The following is a 23573-nucleotide window of genomic DNA, read 5'->3' on the forward strand; positions in this document are numbered from 1 at the left end:
GGCCGGGGCTAGGCGGCCGCGACGCCCTGCTGTCCGCTGCGCCGGGCCGCCGCGATGGCGGCCTCGTCGAAGCCGAGCAGGCGGCCGAGGCGCTCGACCAGGGCCTCCTCGAACTCGTCGACGCGGCCGTCCGCCGCCGCGACCGACCACGCCATGGTCAGCAGCTCCTCGCGCTCGGACCGGTCGGCCTCGTGCGGGATCATCTCCACGAGGCTCGCCACGTCGCGCACCTCCGAATCCATGGCGGCGGCGCGCTCGATCAATGCCCGCGCCGCGTCCGGACCGTCGGCGTAGTGGCCCTGCACGAGGCGCGAGAGGCGCTCGCTCTCGGCCGGCGCCAGGATGCCGTCGACGCGGGCGACGTGGACGAGGAGCGCAGTGGCCGCAAGATGCGTCTCGTCCACGGCCTCCTGCGTGCCGACGCCGAGAGCCTCGGCCGCGTAGGCGCGCAGGCGTGCGATCAGGGACATGACGGCTCCGGGGGATCGTGCACCGCAACAGTTCGGGCCCCGGCGGCGCGCCGTCAAGGACGCCGCCGCACGTCGCGCCGGACCGTGGCCCGGTTGCATCGCCGGCGCGGCGCTCACGTACGGGCTGCGGCCTCCGACCCCGTCACCAGCGGCGCGAGGATCGCCTCGGCCGCCCGCACGGTCGCGGGCCCGGCCTCGGCGGGAGTGCCGGCCCGGAAGGGCGGCGCCGGGGCGTACTCGGCGACGAGCTGCGCGGTGCGGGCGTAGGCGTCCCCGCGCAGCCGCGCGGCGAGCGCCAGCCCGAGATCGAGCCCGGCCGAGACCCCGGCCGCGGTGACGCGGTTGCGGTCGAAGACGACCCGCTCCGCCACCGGCCGGGCGCCGAGAAGCGGCAGCACCGCGTCGCGCACGCTCCAGTGCGAGGTCGCGCGGTAGCCGCGCAGCAGGCCCGCCGCGCCGAGGATCAGCGATCCTGTGCAGACGCCGGCGATCCAGCCGGCCCGGGCGGCGCGGTCGCGCAGGAAGGCGAGGAGCGCCGCGTTTCCCATCTGGGCGGGCGTGCCGTCGCCCCCGGGAACGAACAGGACGTCGAGATCGGCCGGGCAGGTCGTGAAGCCGTGGGTCGCCACCAGGGCGAGGCCAGTGTCGCTCGTCACCGGCCCGGCCTCCGCGCCGACGAGGTGGAGGGTGCCGGGCGCGAGGCCGGCGAGGAAGGTCTGCGGCCCCACGAGATCGAGCGCGGTCAGACCCGGATAGACCAGCATGGCGATCCGGACGGGGCGGTCAGGCGGGATCGGCGCCGGCTCGCCGGTGGCGGCGGCCAGGACCGGACGGAGCGGCGCGGCCAGGGCTGCCGCGAGCGCGGCGGCGACGAGATCGCGGCGGCAGGTCTCCGGCGCCGATCCGGCCGCGGGCGCGGTCACGGCGCCGGGTGGGTCACAGGGCCCAGGCCGCGTCGCGGTAGGCGCTGTCCCAGAACTGCCACTCGAGCCGGGTGGCCTGCGTGAAGGCGCGGTGCATGCACGCGCGCTCGGTCTCCGACGCGTCACGCGCCGCCCGGTCTGTGGCGTCGATCATGGCGGCGACCGCCGCGGCGAAATCGTCGCCCGCGTAGGTGTCGATCCAGGCGCGGTACGGGTTGTCGGGCGCCGCGCGGGCGAAGATGTCGTCGCCGACCGCCTTGTAGATCCAGAAGCAGGGCAGCAGGGCCGCGCAGAGCACCGGGTAGGGCTCGGCGTAGGCGGTGGCCATGAGATAGCAGACGTAGTGGTCGCTGGCCGGCGTCAGGGGCGTGGCCGCGAAGGTCTCCGGCCCGATGCCGTAGTCGCGGAAGAAGCCGCCGTGGAGGGCGCGCTCGACGACGATCGCCTCCTGCGCGGCGCGAGAGAACTGCACGATCGTGTCCGGATCCGGCGCCTTCGCGGCGGCGAGGCTCAGCGCCCGGCCGAAGCCGATGAGGTAGTGCGCGTCCTGCACGATGTAGTGCCGGAACCGGTCCTGCGGCAGCGTGCCGGCGGCGAGCTCGGCGTTGAACGGCATCGACCGGATGGTCTCGTAGGCGGCGGCGTTGCGCGCCCAGGCCTCGTAGGAAAAGACGCCGGGGGCGCCCACCAGTCCGGAGGACGCCACGGCCTAGCCCTGCCGCTGCGCGTGGGTGACGGCGACGTGGATCAGCTCGGCGAGGGTGCGCACGCCGAGCTTCTGGCGCATCTGCGAGCAGGCGTTGGTCACGGTCTTGTAGCTCACCGACAGGTCGGCCGCGATGGCCCCGTAGGAGCGGCCCTGCGCGAGGCGCGCCAGGATCTGCTGCTCGCGGGGGGTCAGCTGCGATTCCGGCGCGCGGCGGGCGTCGGCGCGCAGCATCGCCACCTCGGTGGCGAGCCGCCGGTCGAGGTAGACGTCGCCGACGCGGACCTTGGCAAAGGCCTCGAACAGTTCGGCCGAGGCGTGGTCCTTGAGGACGTAGCCCAGGGCCCCCGCCTCGAGGGCGCGGGCGACGATCACCGGGTCGTTGTGCATGCTGAAGACCAGGATGCGCGTCTCGGGCGCGACCGCCCGGATCCGCCGGATCAGGCCGAGCCCGGCCATGCCGCTGCCCTGGAAGGTCAGGTCGCAGATCACGACCGGCGGGCGGAGCCGGTGGAAGATCCGGTAGCCACCGACGACGGTCGTCGCCTCCGCGATCGTCTCGACGCCGGAATCCTCCAGCACGCGTCGACAGCCCTGCAGGACGATGGGGTGATCATCGATGACGAGAACCGGCAGGCGCGTGGCGGCGGCGTCGATCTGGGAGGCGATGGCGTTCATGCGCTCGGCGCGGCGTTGTTCTCGTCGCCCCGGTCAGGCGGAACGGGGATCGTGATCCGGACGATCGCCCCGGGGCCGGCATTGTCAAGGGCGAAGGTGCCGTCCAGGGCCTCAACGCGCTCGCGCATCCCCGACAGACCGAGGCCGGTGCCGTGTTCCGGCGGGATACCGGTGCCGTTGTCGCGGATGGTGAGGTCGATCCGGCCGCCGGTCTCGGCCGCCACGGCGTCCACCCGGGTCGCGGCGCCGTGCCGCACGGCGTTCGTGGCGCTCTCCTGCACGCAGCGGAACACCGTGAGGTCCACGAGGTCGCCGTAGCCCCGGGCCAGCCCGTCGAACCGGCCCGCGAAGGTGATGCCGGGATGGCGCTGCCCGAAGCCGCGCAGGAGGAGGTCGAGACAGGTCGCCAGCGGCGCCTGCCCGAGGCCGTGCGGCCGCAGGCGGTTCAGGAGTTCCCGGTTGACGGTCTGGACCTGCCCGACGATGGCGCTGATCTCGGCCGCCCGGGCGGCGAGCTTCTCGCGGCTCGGCTCGGCCGCGCCGGAGGCGATGCGGCCGATCGAGGCGGCGTTGGCCTCCAGGGCGAACAGGCACGGGCCGAACTCGTCGTGCAGTTCCAGGGCCGTCCGGCGGCGCTCGTCGTCCTGCGCGGTCAGGAGCTGGCGGTTGAGGCGGCCGTTGGCGGCCCGGACCTCGCCCAGGGCCTCGGCGACCTTGTTGAACCGTTCGGCGATCACCGCCAGTTCCCGGGCGCCGGGCGGCTCCAGGCGGGCGGTGTAGTCGTGATGCTCCAGCTGGGTCAGGCCGGCGCCCAGCCGCCGCAGCGGCGCGAGGATCCGGCCCAGCGCGATGTAGAGGGCGATCAGCATCGCGGCGTTGATCGCCAGGGTGGTCAGCGACAGCGCCCTGGCGTAGCCCCAGATCTCGTCGATCTCGTCCATCGGCTGCGTGGTGATCTGCGCCGTGCCGAGCCGCTGCCCGTTGACGACGATCGGCAGGGCGTGGCGCTCGATCGGCGGCATGATCAGGTCGGCGAACCAGTGCGGCGCCTCGCGGTCGGCGCGCGGCGGCGGCAGCGGCCGGCCGACCTGGTCGCCGTCCGCGTCGAGCACCGCGACCCGGACGTGCCGCAGGACCTTGAAGCGCAGGTCGAGGGTCTGGAGCAGCGTGTCGGGCGCGGCCGTGTCGGACAGGCGGATCGTGTCGGCCACCAGCGACTCGACGGTGGCGAGCGACGCGCGGGTCTCGACGCGCACCGCCGACCGGGCGTTCAACACGATGACCGCGCAGGAGATCACGGCCGCGAAGGCGTCGATGAGCAGGACCACCGCGACGAGCCGCGCGCGGGTGGACCACGCCGACCAGGGCCACCGGCGGAGCCGGGGACTGTCCGGCGCGGCGGCCGTCTCGGAACGCGGGGGCAGGTTCGGGCGGGTATCCACCCGGTGACGCATAGCGACCGCGCTGGCGAAGTCCATGGCGCCCGCCGCGGGCGGCACGCGGGCCGTCGAGCCGGACACGCTCGGGCCGCCCCGCCCGCACCGGCGCGGACGGCCCGAACACCGAATCTTAAGCGGCACGGCGTAATCTTGTGGATAGCCGCACCAGGACTGGCTGGGCGGGCAATTCGGACCGACATCATTGCGCCGTATTGCAGCTCCTCTATCGCCACCAGAGTCGAACCACCTTCGAATCCTCGGAGTGTGGCGGCCGGTGAAGGGGAGCCCGGTCGCGCGCGGCGTGTATCGTGTCAGAGACCCCGGCCTATGATCGATCTCAACCTCGACCCGTCCGAGACCCGGCCTGACCGGATTCCGTCGGCCAAGACCGGGCCGTCGCTGAACCTCAAGGTCGTGCTGTTCAGCGTGGCCGGCGCGAGCGCGCTGGTCGGCTTCGGCGTCGCCGCCTCGACGGTGATGGCCGGCCTCGCGGCGCCGACCCCCGTCAAGATCGTCGCGTCCCGGCAGGCCGCGGACTGGCCGGAGCTGAAGGACGGGCTGCCCGCCATCAAGGGCTCCGTCCAGGCGGCAGCGGCCCCGGCGAAGCCCGCCACGCCGGAGACGCCGGCGCTCAGGATGGTGTCGCTGCCGGAAGCCTTCGCGGCGATCACGCCCGCTCCGACGGCGCCCGCGCCCGCCGCCCCGCGGCCGGCGGCGCCGCAGCCCGCGAAGGTCGCGGCGGCCCCCGTCGCGCCGACGCAGCGCATCCCGGTTCCGACCCCCGTCACGCCGGTCGCGGCCGCGCGGGAAGTCGCGCCGCTGGCGCCGGTCCGCACAGCCGCGCTTCAGACGCCCCGGGCCTCCGAGACGGTCCGGGCCCGCGAGATCGTCGAGCCGGCCGCGCCGAAGCCGGTGGCGGAGAGCACGGAGCGTTTGGAGAAGGTCGAACGCCCCGAGAAGAAGGAGCGGGCCGAGAAGACGGAGCGCTCCGGGAAATCCGAGAAGACTCAGCGCGCCGAGAAGACCGAGCGCTCCGAGAAGCCCGCGCCCAAGGCGGCGGCCCGCCAGGCAACCGCGCCGACGCGCACCGCCGACAAGGCGAAGGGTGCCGCCACCGCGACCGTCGCCCAGGCGGAGCCCGCCGAGGCGGAGGACACCGAGGTGCTCGGAATCAAGCTCCCGTCGCTGGCCCCGGCCGGGCGGAAGCTGAAGGAGAGCGTCGACGCGCTCGGCGACGCCGTCAAGAACGTCTTCTGATCCGCCGCGCCGGCCCCGGAACCGGGGCCGAACGGCTATCGCGGTCCGCCGCTCAGGCCCGGCCCGTCTGGCGCCCGGCCTTGTCGCCCTTCGGCCCGGTGCGCTCGACCTTGCGCTGGTGCTTTCCGGCGCGCGGGCTCGCGAACCCCTTCGGCCCGGCGGGCGGCCCCCTGCGCTCGGCCGGCGCCCCCTCGCCCGCGAGCGCCTCGACCTGGATCTCCGGTGACCCGTTGCGGGCGAAGGATTCGGCGAAGCGCGCCGCCGCGTTGCCCCGCACCTCGAACTTGGTCTCGCGGTCGAAGATCCGGATGGCGCCGATCTCCTGGCGCCCGATGCCGCCCCGGCGGGTCAGCATCGGCAGCAGCCGGCGCGGGTCGGCGTTGTCGCGGCGGCCGAGGTTGAGCCGGAACCAGACCGCCGGTCCCATGGCGGCGATCCGCTCCGGGTCCATCGGGTCGTAGGGCGGCCGCTCGCCGCGGGGCGCGCGGCCCTCGCCCGGATCGCTGACCTCCTCGGGGGCCGGCAGGCGGGTGCGGTACACGCGGGCCAGGAGCGCGGCGAGCTCCTCCGGGCTCTTGCCGGCCAGCAGCGTCTCGGCGAGTGCGACGTCCTCCTCGGCCGGCGGCTCGGCGAAGAGCGGGTCGGAGAGCATGCGCTCGCCGTCGAGCCGACGGATCTCGTCGGCCGAGGGCGGCCCCGACCATTCGGGGCTCACCTTGGCGATGGCGAACATCTGCTCGGCCCGGCGCCGCCGGGAATTGGGGATCAGCAGCACCGAGGTGCCCTTGCGGCCGGCGCGGCCGGTGCGGCCGCTGCGATGCTGGAGCACCTCGGCGTCGTGCGGGAGATCCGCGTGGATGACGAGGCTCAGGGACGGCAGGTCGATGCCGCGGGCGGCCACGTCGGTGGCGACGCAGACGCGGGCGCGGCCGTCGCGCAGGGCCTGGAGCGCGGCGTTGCGCTCGCCCTGCCCCAGCTCGCCCGAGAGTGCCACGACGGAGAAGCCGCGCTCGGTCAGGCTGGCCTGGAGGTGCCGGACGGCGTTGCGGGTGTTGCAGAAGACGATCGCGGTGGCGGCGTCGGCCTCGCGCAGCAGGTTGAGCACCACGTGCTCGGTCTCCCGCGGCATGATCCGCACCGCCCGGTAGGCGATGTCGGCGTGGCCCTTGGTCTCGCTCTTGATCGCGAGCCGGAGGGCCCCGCGCTGGTAGCGCTCGGCCAGAGTCTCGATCGCCTTCGGCAGCGTGGCGGAGAACAGGTAGGTGGCCCGCTCCGGCGGCGTCGCCGAGAGGATGAACTCGATATCCTCGCGGAAGCCGAGATCGAGCATCTCGTCGGCCTCGTCGAGAATCACCGCCCGCAGCGCCGTGGGGTCGAGGTTGCGGCGCTCGAGGTGGTCGCGCAGGCGGCCCGGCGTACCGACCACGATGTGGGTGCCGTCGGCCAGCATCCGGCTTTCCCGGCGGGGATCCATGCCGCCGACGCAGGCCGCGACCCGGCCGCCAGCGGGGCCGTAGAGCCAGGACAGCTCGCGCTGGACCTGCAGGGCGAGTTCCCGGGTCGGTGCGATCACCAGGGCGAGGGGCGCCGCCGGAGGCGGCAGATGGTCGGCGTCCCCGATCAGCATGCTGGCCATGGCGAGGCCGTAGGCCACGGTCTTGCCGGACCCGGTCTGGGCCGAGACGAGGAGGTCGCGGGAGCCGGCGGCGGCTTCCAGCACGGCGGCCTGGACCGGGGTCGGCTCGGCGTAGCCGCGGTCGCTCAGGGCCCGCGCGAGGGGGGCGGGCAGGGTCGGGAAAGGCAAGCTTCGGAAACTCTCAACGGCCGTGCCGCGCCCGGCAGCGCGCCATCGCGCGGCGGGGGAATCAGGCGCCGGACTTTATTCGGGTATCGGCAAGGTAACGCCAAGCGCGGCGACTGACCACTCCCGTTGCAGCATGGGGCGGTTGCGCGCTCGATCCGCGACGCGGCGGGTGCCGCTCGCGACGACCTCCCGTCCGACGATCGGCCGCCCACCCGGCCGTCGCGCGGACGAGAGGCCGACACCGGTGCGGCGACCTGCTAAGGCACGGTCGAGTCTCGCACATCGCGCCCTCGACGCGGTCCGGCCGGAGTAGACGTTCATCATGATGGCAGCCCTGCGGGTGGCGGTAGCCTGGGCGACGGTTCTCGCCTTCGCGTGGTTCGGCAAGGCCTGGCTCGGAGACCTGTCGCAACCTCTGCTCGCGGGGGGCCTGTTCGCGTGGCTGCTCGGCGTGATCGTCTGGGCGGCCTTCGGCGTGGTGCACGAGGCCGAGGAGTTGGCGCACCGCCTCGGTGAACCCCTGGGCACCCTGGTCCTGACCCTGGCGATCGTCATCATCGAGGTGGCGCTGATCTCCGCCGTGATGCTGTCGGCCAAGGACGCGCCGACCCTCGGCCGCGACACGATGTTCGCGGTGCTGATGATCGTGCTGAACGGCGTCGTCGGTCTGGGACTCCTCGTCGGCGGACTGCGCCACCACCAGCAGCGCTACAACCTCCAGGGCGCCTCGGCCTTCATGGCGGTGATCATCCCGCTCACCACCATCGCGCTGATCATCCCGAACTTCACCAGTTCCACCAGCGACGGGACCCTGACGACCCTGCAGGCGGTGACGTTCTCGGTGTTCACGCTGGCCCTCTACGGCGTGTTCCTGCTGATCCAGACCGGGCGCCACAGCGAGTTCTTCATCGACGCGGAAGTCTCCGAGGCAACGGAGCCGGCGCACGGCGCCGACGCGGTCTCGGGCGGCAGCATCGCCAAGCATGTCGGCCTGCTGCTCGCCAACGTCGTGCCGATCGTGATCCTGGCCAAGAGCCTCGCGGTGATCCTCGACCACGGGATCGCGGCGCTCGGCGCGCCGACGGCGCTGGGCGGCGTGCTGATCGCCGCCATCGTGTTCACGCCGGAGGGGATCTCGGCGCTCAAGGCGGTGGCCCGCAACGAGCTCCAGCGGGCGATCAACCTGTGCCTGGGGGCGGCCACATCGACGGTCGGCCTCACCGTGCCGGCGATCCTGACCATCGGGCTGCTCACCGGCCAGACCGTGGTGCTCGGCCTCAAGCCCACCGAGATGACCCTGCTCGCCGTGACGCTGATCCTCAGCGCGCAGACCTTCTCGGGCTCGCGCACCACCGTGCTGGAGGGCGCGGTGCACCTCGTGCTGTTCTTCGTCTATCTGGTGCTGATCTTCAGCCCCTGATCCGGCTTCCGGCTGAACGCTTCGGTCGATGCAACCCGCTCCGTCATCGCGAGGGCAGCGAAGCGACCCAGGGTGGCGCGACGTTGGAGAACGTGGCGCACTGCTGGATTGCTTCGCTCTGCTCGCAAAGACGACAGAGCTGAGATCCTCGACCGGAAAGCGCCAGGCCTCGTTCAGGCGCCGAAGCGCTCGGTGCGGATCAGGCCCGGCGCGACGCCCTGCGCCAGGATCAGGTCCGAGGCCGCGGCCACGAACCGGTTCGAGCCGCACAGGAACACCTTCCCGGGCGACCCGATCCGCGCGAGGGCGTCGGCGACGAGGGGCGCGTCGATCCGTTTGCCGCCGGGCTCGCGCGTCGTCGCGAGATGGAGGGAGAAGTTGGGATCCGCCTCGGCGAGCCGCTCCAGCTCGGCGACCGCGATCGCCTCGGCGCGGGTGCGGGCCGAGTAGATCAGCGCCGCCGGGATCTCGCGCCAGTTCTGGGCCCGCCGCCGCAGCATCGCCAGGAGCGGCACCACGCCGGACCCGCCGCCGCCCAGGAGCAGCGGCCCGCCGTCGGACCCGTCCCACGAGAACGAACCGCCGATCGGCCCGCGCAGCTCGACCCGGTCGCCGATCTCGGCGCAGTGCGAGAACCAGCCCGAGACCTCGCCGTCCGGCAGGGCCTCGATCATCAGCTCCAGAGTGCCGCTGCCGTCCTGCGCCGAGGCGACGGAGTAGCTGCGCTGTGCCTGGTAGCCGTCCTCGGCGGTGAGCCGGACGTCGACGTGCTGCCCCGCCCGGTAGGACTCGGCGAGGCCGCAGCGCAGCCGGACGCTCTTCACGTGCGGCGTGACCGGCGCGATCGCGGTGATCTCCGCCTCGTGCCAGCGGAAAACGATGGGCTCGATCGCCGGGTCAGTCACCGATGTAGCGCTGCTCACGCCAGGGATCTCCGTACATGTGGTAGCCCCGCAGCTCCCAGAAGCCGGCCGTGTCGGTCTGGGTGAACCGGAGACCCTTCACCCATTTGGCGCTCTTCCAGAAGTAGAGATGCGGCACGAAGAGCCGCGCCGGGCCGCCGTGATCCGGATGGATCGGCTGGCCCTCGTAGCGCGTCGCTACCAGGGCGCGGCCGCCCACGAGGTCGGCCACCGGCACGTTCGTGGTGTAGTCGTCGTGGGACTCCGCCAGGAGGTAGCCCGTCGGCGCCGCGATCCCGGCATCCGCCAGGATGTCGTCGAAGCTGACGCCCTCCCAGGTCGTGTCGAACTTCGACCACTTGGTGACGCAGTGGATGTCGCCGTGCCAGGTGGTGCGGGGCAGCGCCTCGAACTCCGCCCAGCTCCACGCCTTTATCGGCCGGGAGCCCTCGCGCAGCGTGAACCGCCACGTCGCCATGTCGACGGTCGGGTTGGGGCCGATCTGGAGGATCGGGAAGTCGTCGGTCAGGTACTGACCCGGCGGCAGGCGCGCGCCGGTCTCGGGCGGCTGCCTGCGTCCGACGAAGCCCCGTGTCACCATGACGTTCGCCGCTCCCCTCGCTCGCCCCCCGGCTCGCTCCCGGGTTTGGTGCGGCGGAGCACCTCACGTCAAGCCGGCACGTGCGGCCGAACAAACGCCCCAAAGCTCGGGTGTGGTAGCAGCTCTGTGCCGATCGATCGGCACGAATCGCCTGCTTTCAGGGGGATGTCATGAAGTACCTTCTCGCGACGAGCCTTGTCGTCGGGAGCCTCGCCACGCTCGCGCCGGCCGCCCAGGCCCGCGACGGCATCGGCGCCGGCGGCGCGGCCGCACTCGGCGTGCTCGGCGGCCTGGCCGTCGGCGGCGCCATCGCGTCGGCCAACAACGGCTATTACCCGGGCCGTCCGGTCTACCGCGCCCCGCCGCCGGTCTACGTCGAGGAGGATTACGGCCCCGTCTGCCACTTCGAGCGCCGCCGGACCTACGATGCCTACGGCGACGTCTACATCCGCCGCGTTCGCGTCTGCGAGTAGGCGGCCTCCGGAGTCGCCTCTGCGGCGAGCGCCGGTTTCAGGCGCTCGGCGCAGGCGATCCCGGCCAGCACCAGGGCCAGGGCGACCCCTTCCGTGGCGCCGAACGGCTCGCCGACCAGCAGGACGGCGAGGATCGCGCCGAAGATCGGCACGAGGTTGACGAACAGGCCGGCGCGGTTCGGGCCGATGATCTCCACGCCGCGCATGAAGAAGAGCTGCGCCAGCAGCGACGGCCCGAGGCCCACGAAGGCGACCATCAGCCAGCCCTCGCGGTTGGGCCAGACGGCGTGGCCCGTCGCCCACTCGACGGCGAGCGGCGGCAGCGAGGTGACGAAGGCCGCGACCGCCATCGCGGCGAAGAACACCAGGGCCGGCACCTTCGGGCGCGTCGGCAGGAAGATCGTGTAACCCGCGTAGAGCAGGCAGGCTCCGAAGACGAGCACGTCGCCGCGGTTGAAGGCCAGGGTCGTGAGCACGGACAGGTCGCCGTGCGTGGCGGCGAGGCCGGCGCCGACCAGGGTCAGCGCCACGCCCAGCACCTGCCCCGGCGTGACCGGCACCCGGTAGGCGAGCCGGTTCAGGACGATCACCAGCACGGGGATCGCCCCCTGGAACAGGGCGAGGTTGATCGCGCCGGTATGCACGCCGGCCGCGTAGAACAGGCAGTTGAAGGCCGTGTAGCCGAGGCCGCCCATCAGCAGGATGCGCAGCCAGTGCGGCCGCAGGAGCGGCCACGCGGCGGCGAGCCGGCGCCCGGCGAAGGGCATGAGCACCAGGCAGGCGACCGCCCAGCGGAGCGTCGTGATGACCTGGGGCGAGACGTGACCCGGCGCCCAGCGGCTGGTGACGGCGTTGCCGGCCCAGAGGAGCGCCGTGACGGTCAGCAGCAGGTAGGCGGGCGCGGCCGAGGCAGTCCGGCTCGCGCGCCCGGTCGTCAACGGCGGCGGAACTGTCCGCCGCGCACCGGCGGGCGGGGTCCGGACGAGCGCTCGTCCTTGTGGCGGAACACGAGGCGGCCCTTCTCGAGGTCGTAGGGCGACATCTCGACCGTCACCCGGTCGCCGGCCAGCGTCTTGATGCGGTTCTTCTTCATCTTGCCGGCCGTGTAGGCCACGATCTCGTGGCCCTGGTCGAGCTGCACGCGGTAGCGCGCATCCGGCAGGATCTCGATCACGAGACCGTCGAACTGCATCAATTCTTCTTTCGCCATGCACCTTCTCCAGTCGGACCGTCCGGCAGCAGGCGTTCCGGCAATGCGTGTTCAGCTGTCATCGAGCTCGGGAAACGCCGCAGGGCGCGGATCCGATCCGGTGGACCGCCCGCGCCAGCTCAGCAGCACCGCCGCATGTAGTCCCCGCGGGAACCGGCCGCAAGTCACGGAGGCCGAACGCGTTCCGTCATCGACACGATTCGCCGGCTTTCACGGCTCCGCGTCGTTGCCGGCGTAGTCGAGGCGCCCGTCCGGCGTCCGGCGCCAGATCCGCAGCGCGACCGGCGCGCCGGCGCGGTCACCCCGCGCATCGAAGGCCGCCGATCCCAGCAGCGTCCGTGACGGCCCGGTCCGCACGGCCTCGGCGACCTTGCGGCCGTCGGCGATGCGGCCGGTCTTCGGGTCGGCGGCGCGGGCGCGCTCGGTCGCCTGCGCCAGGAGCTCCACGGCGGCGTAGGCCCCGGCCGCGACGCTCTCCGCCTCGGGGGACCGCGGCGCCGGACGGGCGCCGCGCGGCTCGGGCAGGCGCGGCGGGTCGGGAACCAGGGTCATGACGGTGCCCTCCCCGTCCACGGCCGCCGCAGCGAAGGCCGGGTCGAGGATGCCGTCGCTCGCCACCAGCGTCGCGCCCAGGCCGGCCTCGCGCATGGCGCGGAGCAGGGTCGCGGCCTCGGGCGCGAGGCCGCCGAAATACACCGCGTCGAGGCGCGCCGCCTTCAGCCGCGCGACGAGGTCCGCGAGGTCGCGGGTGCCCCGGGGAAAGCCGTCGAACAGCACCTCCGGCGTGCCGGCCTCCTTCAGCCGCGCCGCCACCGCGTCGGCGAGACCGCGGCCGTAGGTCGAGCGGTCACTGAGGATCCCGACCCGGCGCCCCGCGAAGGCCTTCGCCAGATAGGCCCCGGCCGCCCGGCCCTGCTGCGCGTCGCTCGGCCCGAGGCGGAACAGGTTCCACAGGCCCCGCCCGGTCAGCGGCCCGTAGGACGCCGCGGGCGCGACCATGACCGCGCCCGCCTCCTCGTACACGGGCGCCGCGGCCGCGACCGCCCCGGATTCGAGCGGCCCGACGACGAGGCGCACGCCGTCGGCGGCGAATTTCTTCGCGACCGCGGCGGCCTGCCGGGCCTCGCCGCCGTCGTCGGCCGGGACGAGGACCCAGCGCGGACGTCCGCCCGCGGCGCGGTTGAGGTCGGCCACCGCCTGCTCGGCGCCCTGCCGGAGCCCCTGGCCGAAGGCGGCGTCCGGACCGGTCAGCGGCGCCGACAGCCCGATCCGCACCGGTGCCTGCGCGACGGCCGGGGCGGACATCACGAGAAGGGCGAGGAACGGGACGAGGCGACGGATCATGGCGGCACTCTAGGACCGTCGGGGCCCCGACCGGAAGGGCGTCGGACCCGGATCGCCCGGCATACCGTCGGGCGCATCGTTGAGCGCATCGGGACGCTGATGCGCGCGGAAGCGCTGGCGGGCGGGCGCGATGTGCGGAATAAGGGCGTCGGCCCGGCCCGTCGCCGGGCGTGCCGGCGCCCTTCCACGCGTCGCCGGCCGAGACCCTCTGGGACGATTGACGATCATGACCTCGCTGTTCGCCGGCATCCAGGACGCGCCGCTCGACCCGATCATGCGCCTGTTCGAGGCCTTCAACGCCGACCCGAGCCCCAAGAAGCTCAACCTCGTCGTCGGCGTGTACACGGACGCGGACGGCAAGGTGCCGCGCCTGCGCGCCGTGCAGACCGCCGAGAAGCGCTGGATCGAGAAGGGCCTGCCGAAGACCTACCGGCCGATCGAGGGCACCAAGCCGTTCCGCGACGCGGTCCAAGAACTCCTGTTCGGCAAGGGCGCGCCGATCCTGTCCCAGAACCGGGCCGCGACGCTCCAGAGCATCGGCGGCACCGGCGCCCTGAAGACCGGCGCCGACCTGCTGGCCAAGCTCTACCCGAACGCCACCGTGGCAGTGAGCAACCCGAGCTGGGAGAACCACAAGGCGCTGTTCGGCCAGGCCGGCTTCACCGTGGTCGACTACCCCTACTTCTCGGCCGAGACCGGCGGCGCCGACTACCCGGCCATGAAGGCCTATCTCGGGGATCTGCCGAAGGGCTCGATCGTGGTGCTGCACGCCTGCTGCCACAACCCGACCGGCGCCGATCTCGGCCTCGACGAGTGGCGCGACCTCGTGCCCCTGATGGCCGAGCGCGGCCTGATCCCGTTCCTCGACATCGCCTACCAGGGCTTCGGCAACGGCCTCGACGCCGACGCCGAGCCGGTGCGCCTGTTCGCCGAGTCCGGCCAGGAGTTCCTGGTCGCCTCCTCGTTCTCGAAGTCGTTCTCGCTCTACGGCGAGCGCGTCGGCGCGCTCACCATCGTGGCCGAGAACCCGGCCGCGAAGGCCAAGGTCGAGGCCTTCGCCAAGCGCCTTGTCCGGGCGAGCTACTCGAACCCGCACACCCACGGCGCGGCGATCGTCGAGATCGTGCTCACCGATCCGGAGCTGCGCGCCGACTGGGAGCGGGAGCTCGGCGAGATGCGCGACCGGATCCGCGCCATGCGCGAGCGGATGGCCGACAGCCTGCAGCAGCGCCACCCCGAGCGCGGCTTCGACGCCATCAAGGTGCAGAAGGGCATGTTCTCCTACACGGGCCTGAGCCCCGCCGAGGCCACCCGCCTGCGCGAGGAGCACGAGGTCTACGCTCTGGAGACCGGCCGGATCTGCGTGGCCGCGGTCAACACCCACAACATCGACCACGTCATCGACGCGATCGACGCGGTGGTGAAGGGCTGAACCGGGTGGCGGCCCTCAAGCGCGTCTGCCGTTTCAACGTCTGGATCAATCCGGTCTTCGACGCGCGCCTGGGGGCCGAGCCCGACATCGACCTGCAGGTCGGCGACCTGCAGGGACCGGAGGACGCGCTCGCGGCGCTGCTGGCGCGGGCCCACGTCCTCCACGTCTCGCCGGCGCGGGACGAGCTGCCGCGCCGCTGGCACGTGACCGACGCGCTGCTGGCCGAATGCCCCGACCTGCTCGCGGTCTCGTCGGCCGGCGCGGGCTTCGACACGGTGGACGCAGCCGCCTGCACCCGGGCCGGCGTCGCGGTTGTGAACCAGGTGGGCGGCAATGTCCGCTCGGTGGCGGAACTGGCGATCGGCCTGATGCTCGCCGTGTCGCGCAAGATCTGCGTCTCGGACCGCCTGCTCCGGACCGCGCGCGGCTTCACCCGCGAATCGCTCATGGGCCACGAGATCGGCGGCGCGACCCTGGGGCTGATCGGGATCGGTCATACCGGCCGGGAGGTCGCCAAGCTGGCCCGCGGCTTCGACATGCGGGTCATCGCCCACGATCCCCTGCTCCCGGACGCGGAGATCCGGGCCCGCGGCGCGGAGCCAGTGGACCGAGCGCGGCTGCTCGCCGAGGCCGACATCGTCTCCCTGCACTGCCCCCTCGATGACACCACCCGGGGCAGCTTCGACACCGCGTCCTTCGCGGCGATGAAGCGGGGGGCGCTGTTCATCACGACCGCCCGGGGCGGGGTTCACGACGAGGCGGCGCTCGCCGCCGCGCTCACCGCCGGCCATCTCGCCGGGGCGGGCCTCGATGTCTGGGCGCCGGAACCGCCGCCCCTCGACGCGGCCCTGCTGCAGCTCGACACTGTGGTGGCGACCTACCACACCGCCGGCGTCACCCACGAGGCGCGGCGCAACGTGGCCGCCTGGGGGGCCGAGCAGATCGTCGGCCTGCTCCGGGGCGAGACGCCGCCGCGGCTCGTCAACCCGGAGGTCTGGCCCGCCGTGCTGGAGCGTCGGGCGCGGCTGCTCGGCGGCGCCTGACCGGGAGCGGGTCCCGCTCCGCGCTGTCTGGGCGGCGCGCGAACTGGTCACGATCGCTCGGACGGCGCTAGAGGCGTCGTCTGTGCAGATGCCCCGCGACTCGGCGTGTTGAGAGTCCGGACACCGGAGCGACCGTCCTTTTCCCACCCCGCTCGAACCGGCGACGACGGCGTTTTCGCGCGCTCCTGTGCGAGCGCACCGTCGATCCCGCTCAGATTGTAGTTATTCAAAATCTAGCCTTGAGAGCACTTCGGCCATCAAGCTTGACCGTGAATGTTTCTGCACCGTATCTGGCGCCACTCGAAACAGAATGGTCGACATCGTGGTACGGCGTAACTGTGCAAGGTCTTGCACGCGGGCATCGCGCGGCGTTTCCGGGCGCGCGGCCAGAATCTCTCTCTTCCTCGCTCCGGTATTGCTCCCGTCGCCAGGCTGGGCTCAACTTGCCGTTGACAGCGCCCAGGAGGTCCAGCTCGAGGAACTCTCGGTAGCGGGCACCGGCGACGGGAACACCCGCGTCGACGGCTACCGGGTCGCGCGGGCTGTGAGCGCCACGCGGACCGACACGCCCGTGCGCGAGGTGCCGCAGACCATCGTGGCGGTGCCGCAGGAGGTGCTGGAGGACGCGGCGGCGACGCGGATCGACACCGCCCTCGACCTCGCGGGCGTCGGCCGCGGCAACAATTTCGGCGGCCTCGGCCTGACCGAGTTTACGATCCGCGGCGTGGCGACCGGCGAGTATTACCGCAACGGCTTCCCGATCAACCGCGGCTACCCGAACAGCCCCGATATCGTCTCCATCGAGCGCATAGAGGTCCTCAAGGGCCCCTCGGCCTTCCTGTACGGCCGCGGCGACCCCGGCGGCACTTTCAACATCGTGACCAAGCAGCCGCTGGCGGCGCGCTCCCTCACGGTCGGCACGCAGTACGGCAGCTTCGGCGCCAAGCGGAGCACCTTCGACGCCACGGGTGCCCTCGACGAGAGCGGCCAGGTGCTGGCCCGCGTCACCGGCGCCGTCGAGGCCAACGGCAGCTTCCGGGACTTCGTCACCAGCGACCGTTACGCCCTCGCCCCGGTCATCGCCTGGAAGCCGGATGCGGACACGACCATCACCCTGGAGGGTGACTTCGTCAGCACGGCGCAGACCTTCGACCGCGGCATCGTGCCGTTGGGCGGCAACGTGCGCGCCCTGCCGCGCAGCCGCTTCATCGGCGAGCCGGGCCTGCCGCCGGCCCATGTCGACAACGCCCTCGGCCAGCTGCGCGTCGAGCACCGGTTCGACCAGGACTGGGTGCTGAACGCCGGCGCCCAGGTGCTCGGCGGGAACCTCGCGGGTTACGGGGTCGGCGCCATCGGCCTGCTGCCGGATGGCCGGACCCAGCGGCGGACCCTGGAATGGCGGGACCTGACGTGGTCCGACCTCGACCTGCAGGCGAATCTCGCGGGCAAGTTCGACACCGGCCCGTTCCGCCACACGCTCCTGCTCGGGCTGGAATACGAGCTCTATCGCTACCGCGAGGTGTTCAACCGCTCGAACGTCGCGACGAACCCGTTCCTCCTCGACCTCCTCGCGCCCCGCTACGGCCAGCCGCTGCCGCCGATCACCGCGCGGGTCACGAACTTCCTGCAGAAGACCGAGAGCTACGCCGGCTACGTGCAGGATCAGATCGACCTCACGCCCCGCCTCCACGCGCTCCTGGGTGTGCGGGTCGAGGATCTCGGGCTGGTCTCGACGAACAACCTGACGAAGAGCACCACCAGCCTGCAGGGTCTGGTGGCGACGCCGCGCTTCGGCCTGCTCTACGACCTGACCGACACGGTCGCGGTCTACGGCAACTACGCGCGCTCCTTCCGGCCCAATATCGGCACGGATCGCAGCGGCCGGCCCTTCGCGTTCGAGGAGGGCGAGGGCTACGAGGCTGGCGCGAAGGTCAGCCTCCTCGACGGGCGCCTCGACGCCACCGCCGCCCTGTTCGAGATCCGGCGCACCAACGTCCTGAGCACCGATCCGGTCGACCCGAACTTCAGCGTGGCCACCGGCATGGTCCGCAGCCGCGGCTTCGACCTGACCGCCGCCGGCTATCTGGCCCCGGGCTGGCGCGTGATCGGGACCTACACGCGCGTCGACGCGGCCGTCGCCCGCGACAACACCCTGCCGGTCGGCACGCGCATCGCCAACGTGCCCGCCAACAGCCTCGCCTTCCAGACCGTCTACGAGTTCCAGAGCGGCGACCTGAAGGGGCTCGGGCTCGGCGGCGGCCTGGACTTCGTCGGCCGGCGCGCCGCGGGGACGGCGCTCGCGACCTTCAACCTGCCGCAATACACACGGGTCAACCTGATCTCGTACTACCAGATCGCGCCGGGCGTGCGGATCTACCTCAACGTCGACAACGTGTTCGACGCGACGTTCTACGACCGCGCGTTCCAGAACCGCTACGCGACGCCGGGGCAGCCCCGCACGATCATCGGCGGCGTCGCCGCCCGGTTCTGAGGCCCCGGCCCTAGGCCGCGGCCGCCCGCATCCAGCCGAGCCCCGCCTCGGTGCCCGCAGCGGGATGGTACTCGCAGCCGACGAAGCCGGAATAGCCGACCTCCTCCAGGGCAGCGAAGATCCGGTCGAAGGCGATCGTGCCGGTCCCGGGCTCGTGCCGCCCGGGATCGTCGGCGATCTGGACATGGGCGATGAGCGGCGCGTGCGCGCGGATCAGCGCCGCCGGGTCGTGGCCGAGGCACACGCAGTGATAGGCGTCGAACAGCAGCTTGACGTTGTCGCGGCCGATCGCCCGGATCGCCTCGACCGCCAGCAGCGGGTCGTCGATCGCGTAGTCGGCGATCGAGCCGGGGCCGATCGGCTCGACGATCACCGTCATGCCGCGCGCGCCGGCGGCGTCGGCCGCGAAGGCGAGGTTGTCGAGATAGGTGTCCCAGAGCCGCGCCCGCTCGACTCCCGCGGGCCGGACGCCCGCCATCGGGTGGACCATCCGGCAGCCGAGCTGCGCGACGTAGTCCAGGGTCGGCTCGATCGTGGAGCGGTAGTAATCGATCCGTTCGGGCAGGGCCGCGAAGCCCTTCTCGCCCTTGGCGGCGTCCCCCGCCGGGAAGCCGGTCTGGACCAGCGGCACGCCCGCCCGCTCCAGCCAGCCCGCGACCTCCCGGGCCGGCGTCGCGAACAGGTTCGGGTGCTCGACGGCGCGGAACCCGGCCCGGGCCGCCGCCGCGAACCGCTCGGCCAGCGGCAGCTCCGTGAACAGGAAGCCGCAATGGCCGCTGAGACGATCCTTGTAGGCACCGAGCTTCATGGGTCAGGCGCTCCCGCCGGTCTCGATCATCGCCCGCATCCGGTCCACCGCCGCGTGGGGCGCGGTCAGCACCGGGACGTCGACGGCCTTCCGCACGGCCTCGGCCGCGCGCGAGGTGGAGAAATGCGCCAGCATGATCGCGTCGCAGTCGCGCAGGTCCGGCGCCCGCTCGGCGATCAGCCGGTTGTGGGTCTCGGCATCGCCGGCGCGCAGTCGCGCCATCGCGTCGTCCACCAGGACCGTCCGCAGGCTCGCCGGGCGTCCGGCCTCCGCGACGAACTCCTCGAACTCGTCCGTCATCGTGCCGACCGAGGGCCCGAAGGTCGCCAGCATGCCGATGCGCGCGCCCTGCGCGATCGCCGCGCGGAACATCGCCTCGTTGGGCTTGAGCACCGGCACCGGCACGGTCTCGATCAGCCGGTCGATCGCCGGGCCGAAGGCCGAGCAGGTGATCAGGATGCCGTCGGCGCCCATGTCGTGGCCGTAGCGGCCGAACCGCACGAAGCGCTCGATCATCCCCTCCGAGATCGCGCCCGACTCCCTGGACCGGTCGAGGGACAGGCCGTCGTCGAGCAGGTTGACGGTCTCCGCCTCCGGCCAGCGCTCGGCGAAGGCAGCCTGGATCGGCGCCATGGCGACGGGCGTGGCGTGCAGGAGGACGATGCGGGGAGCCATGCTGTGTTCCGGAGAGGCCGCGGAGCCGGCCGGGAGCCGGTCCGGATGTTGTAAGCGATTTCAAACGGGTGGCAAGATAGCGCAGGTCACGCGGGATTTCTGGGGGGAGCCGTGCTGGCGCGCAGGATCAGCTCGGCGTCGATCTCGGTGAGGCGGACCATCGGCCGGCCCTGGATCCGGGCGATGAGGTGGTCGCCGGCGGCGTGGCCGATCTCGACGGAGTGAATGCGGATCGTCGTCAGCGGCGGCTCCAGGAAGGGTGCGAAGTCGGAATCGTTGTGGCCGATGACCGAGAGGTCTCCGGGGATGGACAGTCCCCGGGCCCGGGCCTCGATCATCGCCCCGAAGGCGATCTGGTCGGTGCCGCAGATGATCGCGGTCGGCGGCGGCCCGCCGGCCAGCATCTGGCGGAACCCGTCGCGGCCGCCGCCGATCCCGTAGGAGATCTCGATGTCGTGTTCCGGGGCGAGCCGGAGGCCGCGGGCCGCGAGGGCCGCCGCGATGCCCGTCACCCGGGCGCCGCCGCGGTCGTTGTCCTTGCGCAGGCCCGAGATCACCCCGATCCGGCGATGGGCGAGATCCATCAGGTAATTGGCCGCCCGGGCCGCCGAGGCGGCGTTGTCGAAGCCCACGCACGGGCGCTCGCGGGACAGGCTGAAGGTCTGGACCATCGGGATGCCGGCGCGGGCGATCCGGGCGTGGAGGTCCGGGTGGTGGATGTCGCCGACGAGCATCAGCCCGTCGACGCCGCGCTCCAGCAGGAACGTCGCCTCGCGGAGCTCGTCCTCCAAGTCGTAGCCGGCATTGGCCGCGACCAGGGTGTAGCCCGCCTGCCGCAGCCGGTCCTGGAAGCTCGACAGGACGCGCACGAAGGCCTCGTTCTCGATGTTGGGCACGACCGCGCCGACCGCCATGAACCGGCGCGTCGAGAGCGCCCGGGCCGCTCCGTTGGCGACGAAGCCGAGATCCTGCGCGGCCCGCATCACCGCCTCGCGCTTGTCGGCCCGGACCCCGGCAGAGCCGTTGAGGACCCGGGAAACCGTCGCGGTCGAGACGCCGGCGCGGTGGGCAACGTCCCGGGCAACCGGGCTGCGCGTCGACGGCTCGAGGATCTCCTCCGGCAGGTCCAGCACTGAAATCGATCCCCTCCCGCGCGGCGACGACCAGCATCGCGCCGGTACCAGATACGCGACGCGGCGAGGCCCGGCCACCAGCACCGGGCCGAACCGGCAGTATATTGACACCCCGCCCGACCGCTGGCTATCTGAAAGCGCTTTCAAAAGGCCGCCGATCCGGGGGGCCACAGGAGGACCCGATGGCGACGCTCGACCGGCCGGCCTCCGGACTGGGAGCACCCGAGCGCGCGGCGCCGACGGTCGGAGGGGCCGACGCCGGGGCGCCCGGCATCGCGGCTCCGCAGGCCATCGTCACCAGCCTCAAGCGCAGCGACGCGGTCACGCCGTACCGGTTCCGCGACCTGCTGGCGCTCGACGATTTCGAGCGGCACGCGCGCAAGCTCCTGCCGCCGATGATCTTCCAGTACGTCTCCGGCGGGGTCGAGACGGGCTCGGCCCTGGCGCAGAGCCGCGGCGCCTACGCCGACTACGCCCTCGTGCCCCGCCTGATGCGGGACACCTCGGCGCGGGACACCGCCACAACCCTGTTCGGCCAGACATACGCGGCGCCGTTCGGCATCGGGCCGCTGGGCGGGGCCGCCTTCATCGCCTACCGGGGCGACCTCGTGCTCGCCGAGGCGGCCCGGCGGATGAACCTGCCGATGTGCCTGAGCGCCTCCTCGCTGATCAGGCTGGAGGACGTCCACGCCCAGAACCCGCAGGCCTGGTTCCAGGGCTACCTGCCGGGCGACCAGAACCGGATCGACCGCCTCTTGGACCGGGTCGAGGCCACCGGCTACCGGACCTTCGTGGTCACGGCCGACACGCCGACCCTCGGCAACCGCGAGCACAACATCCGCAGCGGCTTCTCCATGCCGATCAAGGTCACGCCGAAGGTGGCGTGGCAGAGCGCCACCCACCCGCGCTGGCTCCTCGGGACCGTCGCCCGGACCTTCCTCAAGCACGGGGCCCCGCATTTCGAGAACACCGAGGCCGAGCGCGGGCCGCCGATGATGTCCCAGGGCGCGGTGCGCAACACCATCGCCCGCGACCAGCTCTCGTGGAAGAACCTGGAGGCAATCCGCAAGCGCTGGTCCGGCAACCTGCTGGTGAAAGGCCTGCTGGCGCCGGAGGATGTCGACATCGCGCGGGAGTGCGGCGCCGACGGCGTGATCCTGTCGACCCACGGCGGCCGCCAGCTCGACTACGCCGTCGCTCCCCTGGACGTGCTGCCGGAGATCGCCGCCCGGAAGGGCGGGCTGAAGATCATCGTCGACAGCGGCATCCGCCGGGGCACCGACGTGATGAAGGCGCTGGCGCTGGGCGCCGACTTCGTCCTGCTCGGCCGGCCCTTCATGTTCGCCGCGGCGCTCGGCGGCGCCGCGGGGGTCGAGCACGCGATGCGGATCCTCAAGGAGGAGCTCAACCGCGACATGGCGCTGATCGGGGTGAACCGCCTGTCCGAACTCAATCCCGACTTCCTGCGCCGCGCGCCGCGGCGGGCCTGAGCCGATGGCGGGAGGATCGACATGATCGTCTTCCCGGACACGCGCACCGCGCAGAACCGCGAGGATCGGGCGCCCGCCCGGGGCGCCGGAATCGCCGCCCTCGGGCGGCCGGCATCCCCGCGCGGTCGATCCCTCGGGCGGCCACCGCAGCCCCGTCCCCGATCCGGATGCTCCGCATGACCGACACCGCCTCTCGCGGCCTCGCCTTCGTGGGCTGCTTCACCACCGAGCGGCGCCGGGCGCGCGGCCGGGGCATCGACATCTACCGGACCGGCCGCGACCTCGGCGACTGGACGCATCTCGGCCGGGTCGAGAACCTGACGAACCCGTCCTTCCTGGTGACCGACCCGGCGCGCGCGATCCTCTACACGGTCCAGGGCGACGGCGAGGCGGCGAGCGCCTTCGCGCTCGAGCCCGACGGCACCCTGCGCGGCCTCGGCAGCGCCGCCACTGGCGGCACCAACAGCGTGCACCAGGCCCTCGACCCCGGCGGTCGGTTCCTGATCGTGGCCAACTACGCCAGCGGATCGGTCGCCCTCATGCCGGTGCGCGCCGATGGCGGCCTGGAGCCCGCGTGCCACGTCCTGCCGCTCCCGGGCGAGCCGGGCCCGCACCGGACCGAGCAGGCCTGCGCGCACCCGCACCACGTCGTCCTGTCGCCGGACGGTCGACACGTCATCGTTCCCGACAAGGGCCTCGACCACGTCTTCGTCCTGAAGCTCGCGGGTGAGCGGCTCGCCATCGTCTCGCAGACCGCGATGCGCCCCGGCGCCGGCCCGCGCCACATCGCGTTCCACCCGCACCAGCCCCTCGCCTTCCTGGTCAACGAGCTCGACTCGAGCGTCGCCACCTGCCGGTGGGACGCGGCCGCCGGGACGCTGACGCCCCTGCACCTCGCCTCGACCCTGCCGCCGGACTTCTTCGGCGCGAGCACCGCCGCGGCCATCGCGGTCACGCCCGACGGACGGTTCGTCTACGCGTCGAACCGCGGGCAGGACGGGATCGCGCGGTTCCGGGCGGACGCGGCCGGGCGCCTCGAGCCGGCGGGCTGGACGCCCTCCGGCGGCCGCGACCCGCGCTTCATGGTCCTGGCACCGGACGGAGGCCACCTGCTCGTCGCCAACGAGCAGGGCGACTGCCTCGTCGCCTTCGCCGTCGATCCCGAGACCGGAGACCTGACCCGGACGGGTTCGCGTCCGAGCCTCAGCCCCTGCACGATCGCGTTCCTGTAGGAGGCGCCGACACGCATCGCGGCCTGGGCGAAGAGCAAGATG

General features: G+C 72.8%; 22 protein-coding genes. 8 read left to right on the forward strand and 14 right to left on the reverse strand.

The genetic code is table 11. From position 1 onward, the window contains the following. Positions 1 to 8: 8 nt before the first annotated feature. The 5 genes from LOK46_RS18045 to LOK46_RS18065 form a co-directional block, all read right to left on the reverse strand. Positions 9 to 470, reverse strand: a complete 462-nt coding sequence (locus LOK46_RS18045; RefSeq protein WP_273559398.1) for a tellurite resistance TerB family protein — start codon at positions 468 to 470, stop codon at positions 9 to 11. Positions 471 to 583: 113 nt separating this feature from the next. Continuing rightward, positions 584 to 1234, reverse strand: a complete 651-nt coding sequence (locus tag LOK46_RS18050; RefSeq protein ID WP_273564625.1) for a DJ-1/PfpI family protein — start codon at positions 1232 to 1234, stop codon at positions 584 to 586. A gap of 172 nt (positions 1235 to 1406) precedes the next feature. Then, the gene (locus LOK46_RS18055; RefSeq protein WP_273564626.1) at positions 1407 to 2009 is read right to left on the reverse strand and encodes a TenA family protein; all 603 of its coding nucleotides are present in this window, start codon (positions 2007 to 2009) and stop codon (positions 1407 to 1409) included. Positions 2010 to 2102: 93 nt separating this feature from the next. Next, positions 2103 to 2777, reverse strand: a complete 675-nt coding sequence (locus LOK46_RS18060) for a response regulator (RefSeq protein WP_273559400.1) — start codon at positions 2775 to 2777, stop codon at positions 2103 to 2105. Continuing rightward, a complete protein-coding gene (locus tag LOK46_RS18065) occupies positions 2774 to 4255 on the reverse strand; it encodes an ATP-binding protein (protein ID WP_273564627.1) in 1482 nt (493 codons plus the stop codon). Before LOK46_RS18065 ends, LOK46_RS18060 begins: the two co-directional genes overlap by 4 nt. A 288-nt stretch (positions 4256 to 4543) precedes the next feature. On the opposite strand from LOK46_RS18065, the gene LOK46_RS18070 reads away from it, so the two are divergent. Further along, positions 4544 to 5473 carry a hypothetical protein gene (locus LOK46_RS18070; RefSeq protein WP_273559402.1) on the forward strand — a complete coding sequence of 310 codons (930 nt, stop codon included), beginning with the start codon at positions 4544 to 4546 and terminating at the stop codon, positions 5471 to 5473. Between the two features lie 52 nt (positions 5474 to 5525). Here LOK46_RS18070 and LOK46_RS18075 read toward each other — a convergent pair whose 3' ends face one another. After that, on the reverse strand, positions 5526 to 7277 hold the full coding sequence (locus tag LOK46_RS18075; protein ID WP_273559404.1) for a DEAD/DEAH box helicase: 1752 nt from the start codon (positions 7275 to 7277) through the stop codon (positions 5526 to 5528). A 322-nt stretch (positions 7278 to 7599) separates the two neighbouring features. Here LOK46_RS18075 and LOK46_RS18080 point away from each other — a divergent pair, with 322 nt between their 5' ends. Then, positions 7600 to 8697: a calcium:proton antiporter gene (locus tag LOK46_RS18080; RefSeq protein WP_273559406.1), complete on the forward strand. Its 1098-nt coding sequence runs from the start codon at positions 7600 to 7602 to the stop codon at positions 8695 to 8697. A gap of 173 nt (positions 8698 to 8870) precedes the next feature. Here the strand turns inward: LOK46_RS18080 and LOK46_RS18085 are convergent, their stop codons facing one another. Together LOK46_RS18085 and LOK46_RS18090 are read right to left on the reverse strand one after the other, a co-directional pair. After that, on the reverse strand, positions 8871 to 9620 hold the full coding sequence (locus LOK46_RS18085; protein WP_273559408.1) for an FAD-binding oxidoreductase: 750 nt from the start codon (positions 9618 to 9620) through the stop codon (positions 8871 to 8873). Then, positions 9595 to 10200, reverse strand: a complete 606-nt coding sequence (locus LOK46_RS18090; protein ID WP_273559410.1) for a sulfite oxidase-like oxidoreductase — start codon at positions 10198 to 10200, stop codon at positions 9595 to 9597. Before LOK46_RS18090 ends, LOK46_RS18085 begins: the two co-directional genes overlap by 26 nt. A gap of 170 nt (positions 10201 to 10370) precedes the next feature. Here LOK46_RS18090 and LOK46_RS18095 point away from each other — a divergent pair, with 170 nt between their 5' ends. After that, a complete protein-coding gene (locus LOK46_RS18095; protein WP_012320341.1) occupies positions 10371 to 10673 on the forward strand; it encodes a hypothetical protein in 303 nt (100 codons plus the stop codon). Here LOK46_RS18095 and LOK46_RS18100 read toward each other — a convergent pair. From LOK46_RS18100 to LOK46_RS18110, 3 genes are all read right to left on the reverse strand, one after another. Continuing rightward, positions 10643 to 11611 (reverse strand): DMT family transporter, encoded by a 969-nt coding sequence (locus LOK46_RS18100; RefSeq protein WP_273559413.1) that lies wholly within the window; start codon positions 11609 to 11611, stop codon positions 10643 to 10645. The two genes, LOK46_RS18095 and LOK46_RS18100, sit on opposite strands and share 31 nt — an antisense overlap. Next, positions 11608 to 11883, reverse strand: a complete 276-nt coding sequence (gene infA, locus LOK46_RS18105) for a translation initiation factor IF-1 (protein WP_012320343.1) — start codon at positions 11881 to 11883, stop codon at positions 11608 to 11610. Before infA ends, LOK46_RS18100 begins: the two co-directional genes overlap by 4 nt. A 210-nt stretch (positions 11884 to 12093) precedes the next feature. After that, entirely contained in the window at positions 12094 to 13227 is a 1134-nt protein-coding gene (locus LOK46_RS18110; protein ID WP_273559416.1) for a branched-chain amino acid ABC transporter substrate-binding protein, read from the reverse strand. Between the two features lie 226 nt (positions 13228 to 13453). Between LOK46_RS18110 and LOK46_RS18115 the strand changes: the two genes are divergently transcribed. The 3 genes from LOK46_RS18115 to LOK46_RS18125 all read left to right on the forward strand — a co-directional run bounded on the left by LOK46_RS18115 (position 13454) and on the right by LOK46_RS18125 (position 18193). Continuing rightward, positions 13454 to 14659 carry an amino acid aminotransferase gene (locus LOK46_RS18115; RefSeq protein ID WP_273559418.1) on the forward strand — a complete coding sequence of 402 codons (1206 nt, stop codon included), beginning with the start codon at positions 13454 to 13456 and terminating at the stop codon, positions 14657 to 14659. A 5-nt stretch (positions 14660 to 14664) separates the two neighbouring features. Further along, positions 14665 to 15702 carry an NAD(P)-dependent oxidoreductase gene (locus LOK46_RS18120; protein WP_273559421.1) on the forward strand — a complete coding sequence of 346 codons (1038 nt, stop codon included), beginning with the start codon at positions 14665 to 14667 and terminating at the stop codon, positions 15700 to 15702. 310 nt (positions 15703 to 16012) lie between these two features. Next, complete coding sequence (locus LOK46_RS18125) at positions 16013 to 18193, forward strand: TonB-dependent siderophore receptor (RefSeq protein ID WP_273559423.1); 2181 nt, start codon at positions 16013 to 16015, stop codon at positions 18191 to 18193. Positions 18194 to 18203: 10 nt separating this feature from the next. On the opposite strand, the gene LOK46_RS18130 is transcribed toward LOK46_RS18125, so the two are convergent. The 3 genes from LOK46_RS18130 to LOK46_RS18140 all read right to left on the reverse strand — a co-directional run bounded on the left by LOK46_RS18130 (position 18204) and on the right by LOK46_RS18140 (position 20809). After that, the gene (locus LOK46_RS18130) at positions 18204 to 19001 is read right to left on the reverse strand and encodes a hydroxypyruvate isomerase family protein (protein WP_273559425.1); all 798 of its coding nucleotides are present in this window, start codon (positions 18999 to 19001) and stop codon (positions 18204 to 18206) included. 3 nt (positions 19002 to 19004) lie between these two features. Continuing rightward, positions 19005 to 19676 carry an aspartate/glutamate racemase family protein gene (locus LOK46_RS18135; protein ID WP_273559427.1) on the reverse strand — a complete coding sequence of 224 codons (672 nt, stop codon included), beginning with the start codon at positions 19674 to 19676 and terminating at the stop codon, positions 19005 to 19007. Positions 19677 to 19762: 86 nt separating this feature from the next. Then, positions 19763 to 20809: a LacI family DNA-binding transcriptional regulator gene (locus LOK46_RS18140; protein WP_273559429.1), complete on the reverse strand. Its 1047-nt coding sequence runs from the start codon at positions 20807 to 20809 to the stop codon at positions 19763 to 19765. A gap of 182 nt (positions 20810 to 20991) precedes the next feature. Here LOK46_RS18140 and LOK46_RS18145 point away from each other — a divergent pair, with 182 nt between their 5' ends. Further along, a complete protein-coding gene (locus LOK46_RS18145; RefSeq protein WP_273559431.1) occupies positions 20992 to 22299 on the forward strand; it encodes an alpha-hydroxy acid oxidase in 1308 nt (435 codons plus the stop codon). 176 nt (positions 22300 to 22475) lie between these two features. After that, on the forward strand, positions 22476 to 23531 hold the full coding sequence (locus LOK46_RS18150) for a lactonase family protein (protein WP_273559433.1): 1056 nt from the start codon (positions 22476 to 22478) through the stop codon (positions 23529 to 23531). The last annotated feature ends 42 nt before the right edge of the window (positions 23532 to 23573 follow it).

Origin of the sequence: Methylobacterium sp. NMS14P, assembly GCF_028583545.1 — a bacterium.
In the GTDB taxonomy this organism is placed as follows: Bacteria; Pseudomonadota; Alphaproteobacteria; order Rhizobiales; family Beijerinckiaceae; genus Methylobacterium.

What these genes read in the sequence shown, in the direction of transcription:
- LOK46_RS18095 (WP_012320341.1), top strand. Translation starts at nt 10,371, where the DNA reads ATGAAGTACCTTCTCGCGACGAGCCTTGTCGTCGGGAGCCTCGCCACG.
- LOK46_RS18045 (WP_273559398.1), bottom strand. Translation starts at nt 470, where the DNA reads ATGTCCCTGATCGCACGCCTGCGCGCCTACGCGGCCGAGGCTCTCGGC.
- LOK46_RS18125 (WP_273559423.1), top strand. Translation starts at nt 16,013, where the DNA reads ATGGTCGACATCGTGGTACGGCGTAACTGTGCAAGGTCTTGCACGCGG.
- LOK46_RS18060 (WP_273559400.1), bottom strand. Translation starts at nt 2,777, where the DNA reads ATGAACGCCATCGCCTCCCAGATCGACGCCGCCGCCACGCGCCTGCCG.
- LOK46_RS18135 (WP_273559427.1), bottom strand. Translation starts at nt 19,676, where the DNA reads ATGGCTCCCCGCATCGTCCTCCTGCACGCCACGCCCGTCGCCATGGCG.
- LOK46_RS18150 (WP_273559433.1), top strand. Translation starts at nt 22,476, where the DNA reads ATGACCGACACCGCCTCTCGCGGCCTCGCCTTCGTGGGCTGCTTCACC.
- LOK46_RS18080 (WP_273559406.1), top strand. Translation starts at nt 7,600, where the DNA reads ATGATGGCAGCCCTGCGGGTGGCGGTAGCCTGGGCGACGGTTCTCGCC.
- LOK46_RS18130 (WP_273559425.1), bottom strand. Translation starts at nt 19,001, where the DNA reads ATGAAGCTCGGTGCCTACAAGGATCGTCTCAGCGGCCATTGCGGCTTC.
- LOK46_RS18050 (WP_273564625.1), bottom strand. Translation starts at nt 1,234, where the DNA reads ATGCTGGTCTATCCGGGTCTGACCGCGCTCGATCTCGTGGGGCCGCAG.
- LOK46_RS18090 (WP_273559410.1), bottom strand. Translation starts at nt 10,200, where the DNA reads ATGGTGACACGGGGCTTCGTCGGACGCAGGCAGCCGCCCGAGACCGGC.
- LOK46_RS18145 (WP_273559431.1), top strand. Translation starts at nt 20,992, where the DNA reads ATGGCGACGCTCGACCGGCCGGCCTCCGGACTGGGAGCACCCGAGCGC.
- LOK46_RS18055 (WP_273564626.1), bottom strand. Translation starts at nt 2,009, where the DNA reads ATGCCGTTCAACGCCGAGCTCGCCGCCGGCACGCTGCCGCAGGACCGG.
- LOK46_RS18110 (WP_273559416.1), bottom strand. Translation starts at nt 13,227, where the DNA reads ATGATCCGTCGCCTCGTCCCGTTCCTCGCCCTTCTCGTGATGTCCGCC.
- infA (WP_012320343.1), bottom strand. Translation starts at nt 11,883, where the DNA reads ATGGCGAAAGAAGAATTGATGCAGTTCGACGGTCTCGTGATCGAGATC.
- LOK46_RS18065 (WP_273564627.1), bottom strand. Translation starts at nt 4,255, where the DNA reads ATGGACTTCGCCAGCGCGGTCGCTATGCGTCACCGGGTGGATACCCGC.
- LOK46_RS18115 (WP_273559418.1), top strand. Translation starts at nt 13,454, where the DNA reads ATGACCTCGCTGTTCGCCGGCATCCAGGACGCGCCGCTCGACCCGATC.
- LOK46_RS18070 (WP_273559402.1), top strand. Translation starts at nt 4,544, where the DNA reads ATGATCGATCTCAACCTCGACCCGTCCGAGACCCGGCCTGACCGGATT.